This window comes from Flavobacterium suaedae (assembly GCF_014642915.1).
GTDB classification, from domain to species: domain Bacteria; phylum Bacteroidota; class Bacteroidia; order Flavobacteriales; family Flavobacteriaceae; genus Flavobacterium; species Flavobacterium suaedae.
On sequence record NZ_BMJE01000008.1, the window covers coordinates 47,357 to 59,245 of the forward strand.

The following is an 11,889-nucleotide window of genomic DNA, read 5'->3' on the forward strand; positions in this document are numbered from 1 at the left end:
GATGAAGTTAATACGCTGGATAAAAAAGAACAGAATGAAATCGGCTATAGCAGTTGTGCTGCTTATTTGGTATTATTTCTGTTTGCCGAAGGAACTGTTTAAAGAACCTTACGCTACGGTTATTGAAAGTAAAGAAGGCGAATTGCTTTCTGCTCGCATTGCTGCCGATGGCCAGTGGCGTTTTCCTGCCCAGGATAACGTGCCGTATAAATTTAAACAATGTATTACCCATTTTGAAGATGAATACTTTTACAAGCACCCCGGTTTTAACCCTGTGTCTATAGTAAAGGCAATTCAGGATAATTATAAAGCGGGTAAAGTAGTGCGGGGTGGCAGTACTTTAACGCAGCAGGTAATTCGCTTATCCCGTAATAAAAACCGAACCTATTGGGAAAAACTGGTCGAGTTAGTACTCGCTACCCGTTTGGAACTCCGCTATAGCAAAGATGAAATTTTAAACCTGTATGCTGCTCATGCGCCCTATGGCGGTAATGTGGTAGGGCTGGAAATGGCATCTTGGCGGTATTTCGGTGTGCAACCACATCAATTATCGTGGGCGGAAACCGCTACACTTGCCGTATTACCCAATGCTCCGGGGTTAATTTACCCGGGGAGAAATCAGGATGAATTGGTAGCAAAGCGCAATGGCTTACTAAAAAAACTGTTTGAAGAAGGTGTGATTGATGCAACTACTTATGAACTTTCCATACAGGAAGAGCCACCTCAAAAACCTTTCGATTTACCCCAAACAGCACCACATTTATTACAGAATATTACCATTAAAAGAGGTGAGGGGCATCGGGTAAAAACTACAGTGAATGCTGCTTTACAACGTCAGGTCAATCAAATAGCCAAGCGCTATTATAACGAATACCGCCAAACAGAAATACATAACCTTGCTATACTGGTTGTAGATGTAAAAACCCGAAACATTGTAGCGTATACCGGTAATGCCCCGACTGACAGGGTGCATCAAAAAGATGTAGATATTATTACCGCACCACGAAGCACCGGTAGTGTGTTGAAACCACTATTATTCGCCTCGATGTTAGATGCAGGAGAATTGCTGCCAAATACTCTAATTGCGGATATTCCTGCTCAGATTGCAGGTTATAGCCCTAAGAATTATGATATGACCTATGATGGAGCTGTACCCGCACAAAAAGCATTATCCCGTTCGTTGAATATTCCTGCGGTGCTTATGCTTAAAGAATACGGTATAGAACGTTTTTACGACCGGTTACAGGACTTTAAGCTAAACGATGTAAACAAAGGCGCAAACCACTACGGGCTTTCGCTTATTTTGGGCGGTGCCGAATCAAACCTTTGGGATTTATGCCAAACCTATGCAGGGATGACTTCTACTTTAAACTATTTTACCAAAAACGATGCAAAGTACCGAACCAATGAGTTTGCCGAACTGAATTGGGACAGTACCCGAAAGCGAAACTTTGGAGAGGAAACCTATAACAAACCTGAACTTGGCGCAGGAGCAATATGGCTTACCTATAATGCCATGAAAGAGGTAAACCGCCCTGAAGAAGATGGCGCATGGCGTTTTTACGATTCCTCTTTGGAAATTGCATGGAAAACGGGGACCAGCTTTGGCGGGCGTGATGCTTGGGCTATTGGTACAAGCCCACGTTATGTGGTAGGTGTTTGGGTAGGTAATGCCTCAGGAGAGGGGCGACCTTCGTTAACAGGGGTAGGCAGTGCTGCACCTGTACTGTTTGATGTTTTCCATTTATTACCACACCAACCTTGGTTTAAACCACCATTAAATGATTTAGAAGAAGTAGCGGTATGCAGTAAAAGCGGTCATTTGGCAGGAGAGAATTGTACTGCTGTAATGCAATGGGTTCCACCAGCAGGTAAAAAAACTACGGTATGCCCTTACCATATGTTAGTGCATTTGGATGCTTCATTACAATACAGGGTGAACAGTAATTGTGAACCTGTTGCAGCTATAGTTAATAAACCTTGGTTTGTATTACCGCCTGTTATGGAGTGGTATTATAAAAAACTACATACGGACTATATGCCATTGCCTCCTGTTCGGGAAGATTGTAATGAGGGTAGTGATACGGTTATGGATTTTATTTACCCAAGAAATAACAGTAAAATATACCTGACGAAAGATTTTAACGGAGAACTACAACCTGTGATTTTTAAAGCAGCCCATACGCATACAAATGCCAAGCTCTTTTGGTATATCAATAATGAGTATTTGGGTATGACACAAACCTTTCACGAAATGCCTGTTGAGGTAAAAACCGGGCAGTACTATATTACAATAACCGATGAGTCGGGGAATGAAATTACCCGAAGTGTAGAGATAATATCAAAATAAAGCCGTTATTGTGGCTTAGCAAAAGCTTTTTTGTTGAATAAAATAAGTATAGCCACTCCAATAGAAATAGCAGCATCAGCTACATTAAAAACAGCATTGAAAAACAAGAATTCTTCTCCTCCCCATATAGGTAACCAAGATGGTAGTGTGCCACGCCAAAGAGGAAAATAAAACATATCTACTACTTTGCCATGAAAAAAAGTTCCGTAATGCTCATCAGCAAAAAGAGTTGCAACTTGTGAAGCAGTACTTTCATTAAAAATTACTCCATAAAAAACAGAGTCCAGGATGTTACCGAAAGCTCCTGCCAGTATTAAAGCTATAGAGAATATAAGATAAGACGAATATCCTCTTTTAACCGAGTCTTTAAGCCACCATCCTATAGCTATTACAGCAATAATCCGAAATAGCGTAAGTATTAGTTTACCATAAGAACCGGGAATAGTAGCGCCCCAAGCCATTCCTTCGTTTTCAATGAAGTTTATTTGAAACCAGTCTAATCCTAATACTTCTATAGCTTCGTGGAGTTTGAAGTTAGTTTTTATATATATCTTAGAAATCTGGTCAATTAATAATACAATTATAGCAACTAGGTAGGCTTTCTTTAATGACATTACAAAAATTTTACCCGCAAAAATAAGTGAAATTATTAAATAATATCACTTTAGGGTATTTAAACAGGTAATTTATATAAATAAGATGAAGATAAAAAAAGCCATTCTTAGTACAGAATGGCTTTTTGTTTTATCGTTGCATATTTTTAGCTTCTATACTCATGGTAGCATGAGGAACAAGTTTTAATCTTTCTTTGTTTATTAGCTTACCTGTAACTTTACAAATACCGTATGTTTTATTCTCAATACGGATAATTGCATTTTTAAGATCGCGAATGAACTTTTCCTGACGGATAGCTAACTGTGAATTTGCCTCTTTAGACATTGTTTCGCTTCCTTCTTCAAAAGCCTTAAAGGTTGGCGATGTATCGTCAGTACCATTATTAAGGTCGTTCATGTATGCGCTGCGAATAAGTTCAAGATCGGCTTGAGCTTTTTCTATTTTCTTTGTAATAAGTTCTTTGAACTCTGCTAATTCAGCATCAGAGTATCTTATTTGCTCATCTACCATATTCCAACTATTTTGAAATTAATATTAAGGTTTTTATATCATCAAATTCTATTTCAGTTCCGTTTTTAACTTCACTTTCAAAAATCAATTCTTCTGTCAGAGTTTCTGATTTGATGTAGCCTTCATTTGCACTTACAGCATTTCGCAGCGTTTCATTTGCTTGTAGATGAACTTTTATTTTATCGGTAACCTCAAAACCTGAGTCTTTCCTTAAATTTTGTATTCTGTTTACAAGCTCTCTGGCAATACCTTCGTTCTTCAATTCCTCCGTTATTGTTATATCCAGCGCTACGGTTATACCGTTTGCATTTGCTACCAGCCAGCCCTCTATATCCTGTGAAGAAATCTCCACATCTTCAGATGTTAAGGTAATACTTTTTCCTGATATTTCAACGTCTATGCTGCCGTTCTTCTCTATGGTATTGATTTCTTCCTGTGAGAATTTATTTATCTCACTGGAAACCAGTTTCATATCTTTTCCGAAGCGTGGCCCTAACATTTTAAAGTTAGGTTTAATTTGCTTTACAAGAACACCCGAAGCATCGTCTATCAGTTCAATTTCCTTAACGTTAACCTCTGCTTTTATCAGTTCTGATACCGCCTCTATTTCAGCTTTTTGCTTCTCGTCAAGTACCGGAATCATTACCTTTTGCAGTGGTTGGCGCACTTTTATCATCTCCTTTTTACGAAGTGACAGTACCAGTGATGATACTGTTTGTGCTTTTTCCATCCTGCTTTCCAACGACTTATCAACAAAGTTATCATCATATGTTGGGAAGTCGGCCAAATGTACACTCTCAAAACTTTCTTTTTGTGAAGCCTGTGTTAAATCTTTATAAAGCCTGTCCATAAAGAAAGGAGCAATTGGAGCACATAATTTTGCTATGTTGACCAAACAAGTATATAGGGTTTGGTAAGCCGCTATTTTATCCTGCGCATATTCGCCTTTCCAAAAACGTCTTCTGCACAGCCTTACGTACCAGTTACTAAGGTTTTCCTGTACAAAGTCTGATACTGCTCTTGCAGCTTTTGTAGGCTCGTACTCGGCGTAGTAACTGTCTACATCCTTTATTAATGTATTAAGTTCACTAAGTATCCATCGGTCTATTTCAGGACGCTCATCCAGCGGAATTTCATCTTCAGCATAGCTAAATCCATCAATATTAGCGTATAACGCAAAAAACGAATAGGTATTATATAGTGTTCCGAAGAATTTTCTTCTAACTTCTGCTACACCTTCTATATCAAACTTAAGGTTATCCCAAGGGTTAGCATTGCTTATCATGTACCAACGGGTAGCATCAGGGCCGTACTCGGCAAGTGTAGTAAAAGGGTCTACGGCATTGCCCAGTCTTTTACTCATTTTATGTCCGTTCTTATCCAGAACTAAACCGTTACTTACAACGTTTTTATAAGCTACTTCATCAAACACAAGGCTTGCAATAGCGTGCAGGGTATAGAACCATCCACGTGTTTGGTCAACCCCCTCAGCGATAAAATCAGCAGGGAATGCTTTATGCGTATCTATTAATTCCTTGTTTTCAAACGGGTAGTGCCACTGTGCATAGGGCATAGAACCACTATCAAACCAAACATCAATTAGGTCAGCTTCGCGCTTCATTGGCTTACCTGATGGTGCTACCAGCGTAATGTTATCTACTACGTTTTTATGAAGGTCTATTATGCTATAGTTTTCTTCACTCATGTTGCCTGCTTCAAACCCTTTAAACGGATTTTCCGTCATTACTCCCGAAGCGATAGCTTTTTCTATTTCATTGTAAAGCTCCTCAACCGAACCTATCATCATTTCCTCGGTTTTGTCTTCGGTTCTCCATATTGGTAATGGTATACCCCAGTAACGAGAGCGCGATAAGTTCCAGTCGTTTGCATTTTTAAGCCAGTTACCAAAACGACCTTCTCCTGTTGCTTTTGGCTTCCAGTTGATGGTTTCATTTAGCTCGAACATACGGTTTTTTATATCAGTAACGCGTATAAACCAGCTATCTAACGGGTAGTATAATATAGGTTTATCGGTTCTCCAGCAGTGTGGGTAGCTGTGAACGTATTTTTCTACTTTAAATGCCTGGTTGGATTCTTTAAGCTGTATTGCAATTTCTACATCTACAGATTTTTCAGGAGCTTCGCCATCAGTATAATATTCGTTTTTAACGTATTTATTACTAAGGTCGCCTAAGCCATCTCTAAATTTACCTTGAAGGTTTACCAGTGGTACAGCATTTTCATTTTCATCCAATACTAACATTGGCGGTACTTCCGGTGTAGCTTCTTTTGCTACTTTGGCATCATCTGCACCAAAAGTAGGGGCAGTGTGTACTATACCGGTACCATCTTCGGTAGTAACGAAATCACCTGATATTACTCTAAAGGCATTTTCAGGGTTTTGGTATGGTAGTGCATATGGCAACAACTGCTCATACTTTATACCCACCATGTCTTTACCTTTTATTTCGGCTAATACTTTATATGGTATCTTTTTATCTGATGAACTATAGTTTTTTTCAAAGTCAGCATCGTCTTCGCTTGCAAAGAACTTACCCGAAAACTGCTTGCCTAAAAGTGGCTTAGCCACCATTACATTTATAGGCTGAAAAGTGTACTGGTTAAATGTTTTTACCAATACGTAATCAATATTTGGTCCTACAGTAAGGGCAGTGTTACTTGGTAGCGTCCAAGGGGTAGTTGTCCAAGCCATAAGGTCTACTTGCCCAAAGCCTTGTAAAACTTCCGGTAAGGTATCTGCTATGGCTTTAAATTGTGCTACTATAGTAGTATCGGTTACATCTCTGTACGCACCCGGTTGGTTTACCTCGTGTGAGCTAAGTCCTGTACCTGCTTTTGGCGAGTACGGCTGTATGGTGTACCCTTTGTATATTAAATCTTTGTCATATATCTGCTTTAATAACCACCAAACCGATTCCATGTATTTTGGTTTGTAGGTAATATACGGGTCATCCATATCTACCCAGTAACCAATTTTTTCGGTAAGGTCATTCCACACGTCTGTATAACGCATTACTGTGCGCTTACATGCCTCGTTATATTCTTCTACTGATATTTTTGTACCGATGTCTTCTTTGGTAATACCTAGCTCTTTTTCGGTACCCAGTTCTACAGGAAGCCCGTGGGTATCCCAACCTGCTTTACGTTTTACCTGAAAGCCTTTTTGGGTTTGGTAGCGGCAAAAAATATCTTTAATGGCACGTGCCATAACGTGGTGTATTCCCGGAAGCCCGTTTGCCGATGGGGGGCCTTCAAAAAATACATATTGTGGTTTACCCTCTCGGGTAGTTACGCTTTTTTCAAAAATGTTCTCTTTTTTCCAGAAATCAAGTACTTCATCTGCCAGAGACGGTAGGTCAAGTCCTTTATATTCAGTAAACTTCATACTCATTTTGTTGCAGTCTATAAAATCAATTTGCGAAAGTAATGAATTTTTCTATGTAATGGTAGTTATTGCTGTGTAGAGGACAGATTTAAGGATTTGGTAAAAGAGAGATTACCTGTATGTTAAATTATAAATAATTCCTTTTTAGGCCAGCTACAGCTTTAAGTAATATTCTAAATTTGGCAACATTTAATTATTAAAAAATTTCAAATAATGAAAAAAAACTATTTATTATTGTTATTGCTAATATCTGTATTTGCATATAGTCAAGAAAGAGAAAATGCAACTTTACCCACTATTAATCCTATTGCAAAAGGGAAAATAACAGAAGCAACAGGCTGGCTACAGAATGATGATGGAGAGTGGTTGTCAAGAAAAAACAGATTGCCATGGAACCTCTCAGGTCAGGATAAGAAGCTTATCGATTATCAACATTATGCTTTAGGTGAAAACAGGGAAAACTTTACTTATATAGGGTTACATGATGTGACTATAGATGATGTTAATTATACTATCCTTATTAAAAAAGGGAAAGAAGGCCACTATAAATATGAATCCATTAGTAAAGGATGGATACCTCAGGATGTTATTGTTTATTATGTTTTTGAAAGCCAAGAGCTTGAAAAGCTGAAAAATTTGGAGGGAGATAAGAATCATGAAATAAAGATAAAAACAATTTATGCTAACAGAATTGATTTTCTTACACCAAGTTCTTCGCTGGATGTAAATGTTGTTGAAAAAGATTTGTATAAGTTTATGAAAAAGGGTAGTAAGTTTTTAATGCCTGAGTTAGTGGTGTACTTAAAGTTATATAAAGACAAAGCAAGATTTGTAGTTCAGTCTTATGAAAGTATTGAATTTCTTAGGCCAGATCTTGATAAAATGTATTATGAGACTACAAAAGAAAAATTTAGTAAGTTGTTTACTCTTGAATAAAATAAAAAAGCCCTGTTGTAGAACAGGGCTTTTTTATTTTGTAATATTAAGTTTATACTGTTTGGTCCTCTATTTCAGCATCGGGAGCATTTTTCTTTACTGATTCTATACCATTATCGCGACCTGATACACTTTTGTACATTTGGCTTGTACCAATTATAAGTCCGTTAGCGGCTCTCAGGTTAAAGAAAGGTTTCCCGTTTGAGGATTCATTACGATCGAAATTAGCATCATCCTGAGAGTTAACTCTTACTGATTCTATTCCGTTTTGGCAACCTGCTTTAGATGCATACCCCTGGCTGGTTAGTATTATTTCGCCATTAGATGCTTTCAGGTTAAACTGGTAATCATCATTTGTTCGTCTTAAAATTTCAAATTTACCCATTTTTGCGTTGTTTTTATTTTATAATCACAATTTATTAATTTTTAGTGAAAGAGTATAGTGTGCAAAATTTTTTGTGATGCAAAATTTAACCATTATTTATTAGTCTTTTCCTGTACTCTTCTTCTAATAAAAGCCTTTTTTGTTTTATAGTCCTTCTCCCTTTATTATATACAGCTTCTTTTTCATCTTGTTCTAATAGTTGGATTAAATACTCAATTTCGTTGATAGTGAGTTCAGGAGGCTGTTTAAAATGTATATTATCATCAAATAAAGGTGCTTCTGTAACTTCATTTTCCATTTCATATAAGCGCTCTTTGGGTACTTCGGTTATTATATCAACAAGCTCATAGTCAGAGATATTTAAAGAACTTATGCCTATTTCCGTAAGGTAATTTTTTACAGCTCTTTTTTCAATAAATATTTTGCCGCCACCAGCCCAGTGTCTGTCAGTCATATCTTTTTTTACCCCTGAAATCCAGTATTCATCACCCGTTTCACTATCGTAATAATTGCCTTGTATTCCTGCTCCTTTACATGATTTAAAGCCCTTACCATTAAAATAAATTGTTTTCCCCCGATTTTGATAGTTGTATATAGCCAATCCATGCGGGACCATTATCACTATATCCTGTTTTTAGCTCAATATATTTTAATTGAAGTTTCATAGATACTATTTAATTAGGGATAGGGTTTTGATTATCCTGCGTGTTTTCCTCTTTCCATTTTAAATAGTTTTTAACCTCTGTATTTGCTATTTTAAGGCACAGGGAGAAAATAGTAGCATCATCTATATAACCAACAAACGGGATAAAATCAGGAACTGCATCTGTAGGTAACAGCACATAAAGGAGTGTAGCTCCTATTGAGGAGATAATATACCATGGAACTTTTTTATAATTGCCTTTATAATAGTCTTTAACCATTGCAAAAAGCACCTTAAAATCTTTTACAAATTTTGATAGCTTTTTACGGGTTTTAAATTTATTTTTTAAAACATCTCCTTTAGCTATAAGTTTTGCAAAATCTTTAGGTGAGAATTTCTGTTGTTTTCTATTCAGTTCTTCTTTGGCTTGTTCTTCTGTAAACTCTTTCATTATTTTTTAGTTAGTACAACTAAAATACAAAAATAGTAATGACAGTGTGTTTTTATTATTCTGTAAAATACCTATTAATGGGTATAGTTTTGATTTACAGTTATTTGTATTTTTGTAATGTTGTGTTTAACCTTGGGGGGCTAAAGATTATTACACAACACTACAAAAAAGCCAATAAGGTCTTGCTGGCAAATAATATTTATTTAGGTATTTAAATTAAAAAACCGCCTTAACATCTTGTTAGGCGGTTTTTCTTATTCTGTCGCGATAGCGTTTCCTTTGCTATCATAAAAGCGGTATTCTAAATACGTGTAAGCGTCACGTGGTATAACTTTTACCCATTTTTTATGCTCAAAAAACCATTTAGAGCGTATAGAAGGGAAACCTTTAGTAAGGTATGCGGCCACAAACGGGTGCGCATTAAGCACTATTTTTTTGTGCTTTTTTATAATTCTTTCAAGGTCAGCCGTTATTTTATCAATTATAAGAATAGGAGCTTCAATTTCCCCGTTGGTTTTATTAGGGTCTTCCTCTCTTGTTTTGATGTTTACTTCCGGTCTGACACGTTGCCGTGTAATTTGGATTAACCCAAATTTACTCGGAGGCAGGATCTTATGTTTAGCCTTATCGTCGCTCATTTCCTGTTTAAGGAAATCGTACAGTTTCTTTCTGTTTTCCGGGTTAGACATGTCAATAAAATCAATAACAATAATTCCACCCATATCCCTCAATCGTAACTGTCGTGCTATTTCAGCCGCTGCAATCAGGTTTACTTCCAGTGCAGTGTCTTCCTGGCTTTGTGCCTTATTAGAGCGGTTACCACTGTTTACATCTATAACATGCAATGCTTCGGTATGTTCTATAATAAGGTATGCACCTTTACTCATCGATACAGTTTTACCAAACGATGTTTTAATTTGCCTTTCAATGTTATATTTTTCAAAAAGTGGCAAATCCCTGTTTTGGTATAGCTTAACGATATTCGCTTTATCCGGAGCTATCTCCTGCAGATAGTCCTTCGTTTGGTAAAATAAGTCCTCATCATCCACATAAATACCGGTAAAGGTATCATTAAAAACATCGCGAAGTATAGAAGAAACTTTGTTTACTTCGCCCAATACTTTTGATGGGTGATGCGCGCTGGGAATTCGTTTACACATAGTCGTCCACTTATCCATAAGATTATGTAAATCTTTATCAAGTTCGGCTACTTTCTTTCCTTCAGCAACTGTTCGTACTATTACACCAAATCCTTTTGGCCTGATAGATTGTACCAGACGCTTTAATCTGTCTTTTTCTTCCTTAGATTCTATTTTTTGAGAAATTGATATCCTGTCAGAGAAAGGCACTAATACTACATAGCGTCCTGCCAGTGAAAGCTCAGAGCTTATACGGGGACCTTTTGTAGAAATAGGCTCTTTTACAACCTGAACCAATACAGACTGGTTGGCATTTAACACATCGGTTATAATACCATTTTTGTCAATTTCTTTCTCAAACTTAAAATTTTTAAGAGAGAAATCTTTTGTTTTACCTGCGCTTACAAGTTTTATGAATTTCAGTAAAGAAGGTAGGTTAGGGCCAAGGTCATGATAATGCAAAAAAGCATCTTTTTCAAAGCCCACATTAACAAAAGCAGCATTTAATCCTGCTACGGGTTTTCTGATTTTGGCTATAAAAATATCGCCAACCGAAAACTTCTTTTTGTCTTCCTGTTCTTTATGTAATTCAATTAGTTTTCCATCTTTTAATAAGGCAAAATCTACCGCATCAGAATCTGACCGAATAATCAGTTCTTTGTTCACGCTGTACATTTTTATCCGCTAAAAGTTTCGAGTTTCAGGTTTAGGGTTACTCCACACCTTTTTAACTTGTAACACGGAACCAGTATGCAGATGGATTAAACATTAATTTACAGGTATTTAATACCCTGTGTTTTTATAACAAAATGTCGTGTAATTGTAGTATTAAAGCTTAAATTAAGCCTAAAAGAGTAATTATTCGTTATAAAAACAATTTCAATGAACGTTGTTTAAAAAAGAAAAAGTAGTGCTAAACTACTTTTTCTTTTTGTGACGGTTAGCTCTCGCTCTTTTCTTACGCTTGTGAGTAGCTACCTTATGTCTTTTTCTTTTTTTACCACTTGGCATAGTGTATAAGGTTTTTTAATTAATAAATTAGTTCTTTACTTCTGTATTCATTTTAACACCGTCTACAAATATTTTAGCAGGCTTAAATGCCGGTATATTATGAGCAGGTATTTTTATAGTGGTGTTTTTGGAAATATTTCTTCCTGTTTTTTCAGCACGTGTTTTAATTATAAAGCTTCCAAAACCTCTCAAGTAAACATTATCACCGGTTTCCAAAGAGTTTTTTACTTCTTCCATAAAAGACTCAACTGTTGCTTGCACATCTCCTTTTTCCAACCCTAGTTTCTCAGAGATTTTTGCTACGATGTCTGCTTTCGTCATTTTCTTTCTTAAATTTATATTTGTGTATGTGTTTTTTTCAAGTGTGCAAATATATAAATTAAATAGACAATAATTCAAGGTAAAACATTAAAATTTAACCACATAAACTTTTAAATTTGCCG

General features: G+C 36.5%; 10 protein-coding genes. 2 read left to right on the top strand and 8 right to left on the bottom strand.

All coding sequences use genetic code 11. From position 1 onward, the window contains the following. Position 1 precedes the first annotated feature (1 nt). Positions 2-2,350: a penicillin-binding protein 1C gene (pbpC, locus tag IEW45_RS13605; protein ID WP_188621814.1), complete on the top strand. Its 2,349-nt coding sequence runs from the start codon at positions 2-4 to the stop codon at positions 2,348-2,350. Between the two features lie 5 nt (positions 2,351-2,355). Here the strand turns inward: pbpC and IEW45_RS13610 are convergent, their stop codons facing one another. The 3 genes from IEW45_RS13610 to ileS all read right to left on the bottom strand — a co-directional run bounded on the left by IEW45_RS13610 (position 2,356) and on the right by ileS (position 6,887). Next, complete coding sequence (locus IEW45_RS13610) at positions 2,356-2,964, bottom strand: lipoprotein signal peptidase (RefSeq protein ID WP_188621815.1); 609 nt, start codon at positions 2,962-2,964, stop codon at positions 2,356-2,358. A 130-nt stretch (positions 2,965-3,094) separates the two neighbouring features. Beyond that, positions 3,095-3,475, bottom strand: a complete 381-nt coding sequence (locus IEW45_RS13615; protein ID WP_188621816.1) for a TraR/DksA family transcriptional regulator — start codon at positions 3,473-3,475, stop codon at positions 3,095-3,097. 7 nt (positions 3,476-3,482) lie between these two features. Beyond that, a complete protein-coding gene (gene ileS / locus IEW45_RS13620; protein WP_188621817.1) occupies positions 3,483-6,887 on the bottom strand; it encodes an isoleucine--tRNA ligase in 3,405 nt (1,134 codons plus the stop codon). A 234-nt stretch (positions 6,888-7,121) separates the two neighbouring features. Between ileS and IEW45_RS13625 the strand changes: the two genes are divergently transcribed. Further along, positions 7,122-7,817 carry a hypothetical protein gene (locus IEW45_RS13625; protein ID WP_229665956.1) on the top strand — a complete coding sequence of 232 codons (696 nt, stop codon included), beginning with the start codon at positions 7,122-7,124 and terminating at the stop codon, positions 7,815-7,817. Between the two features lie 52 nt (positions 7,818-7,869). Here IEW45_RS13625 and IEW45_RS13630 read toward each other — a convergent pair whose 3' ends face one another. The 5 genes from IEW45_RS13630 to IEW45_RS13650 all read right to left on the bottom strand — a co-directional run bounded on the left by IEW45_RS13630 (position 7,870) and on the right by IEW45_RS13650 (position 11,818). After that, positions 7,870-8,202 (bottom strand): YegP family protein, encoded by a 333-nt coding sequence (locus IEW45_RS13630; protein WP_188621819.1) that lies wholly within the window; start codon positions 8,200-8,202, stop codon positions 7,870-7,872. A gap of 85 nt (positions 8,203-8,287) precedes the next feature. After that, positions 8,288-8,818, bottom strand: a complete 531-nt coding sequence (locus IEW45_RS14845; RefSeq protein WP_229665957.1) for a hypothetical protein — start codon at positions 8,816-8,818, stop codon at positions 8,288-8,290. A gap of 58 nt (positions 8,819-8,876) precedes the next feature. Then, positions 8,877-9,296 (bottom strand): YkvA family protein, encoded by a 420-nt coding sequence (locus tag IEW45_RS13640; RefSeq protein WP_188621820.1) that lies wholly within the window; start codon positions 9,294-9,296, stop codon positions 8,877-8,879. A gap of 254 nt (positions 9,297-9,550) precedes the next feature. Next, positions 9,551-11,110 (bottom strand): Rne/Rng family ribonuclease, encoded by a 1,560-nt coding sequence (locus tag IEW45_RS13645; protein ID WP_229665958.1) that lies wholly within the window; start codon positions 11,108-11,110, stop codon positions 9,551-9,553. A 363-nt stretch (positions 11,111-11,473) separates the two neighbouring features. Further along, positions 11,474-11,818, bottom strand: a complete 345-nt coding sequence (locus IEW45_RS13650) for an HU family DNA-binding protein (RefSeq protein WP_262891434.1) — start codon at positions 11,816-11,818, stop codon at positions 11,474-11,476. Positions 11,819-11,889 lie beyond the last annotated feature (71 nt).

Coding starts and splice junctions, on each gene's coding strand:
- pbpC (WP_188621814.1), top strand. CDS start 2: ATGAAGTTAATACGCTGGATAAAAAAGAACAGAATGAAATCGGCTATA.
- IEW45_RS13610 (WP_188621815.1), bottom strand. CDS start 2,964: ATGTCATTAAAGAAAGCCTACCTAGTTGCTATAATTGTATTATTAATT.
- IEW45_RS13615 (WP_188621816.1), bottom strand. CDS start 3,475: ATGGTAGATGAGCAAATAAGATACTCTGATGCTGAATTAGCAGAGTTC.
- ileS (WP_188621817.1), bottom strand. CDS start 6,887: ATGAGTATGAAGTTTACTGAATATAAAGGACTTGACCTACCGTCTCTG.
- IEW45_RS13630 (WP_188621819.1), bottom strand. CDS start 8,202: ATGGGTAAATTTGAAATTTTAAGACGAACAAATGATGATTACCAGTTT.
- IEW45_RS14845 (WP_229665957.1), bottom strand. CDS start 8,818: ATGGTCCCGCATGGATTGGCTATATACAACTATCAAAATCGGGGGAAA.
- IEW45_RS13640 (WP_188621820.1), bottom strand. CDS start 9,296: ATGAAAGAGTTTACAGAAGAACAAGCCAAAGAAGAACTGAATAGAAAA.
- IEW45_RS13645 (WP_229665958.1), bottom strand. CDS start 11,110: ATGTACAGCGTGAACAAAGAACTGATTATTCGGTCAGATTCTGATGCG.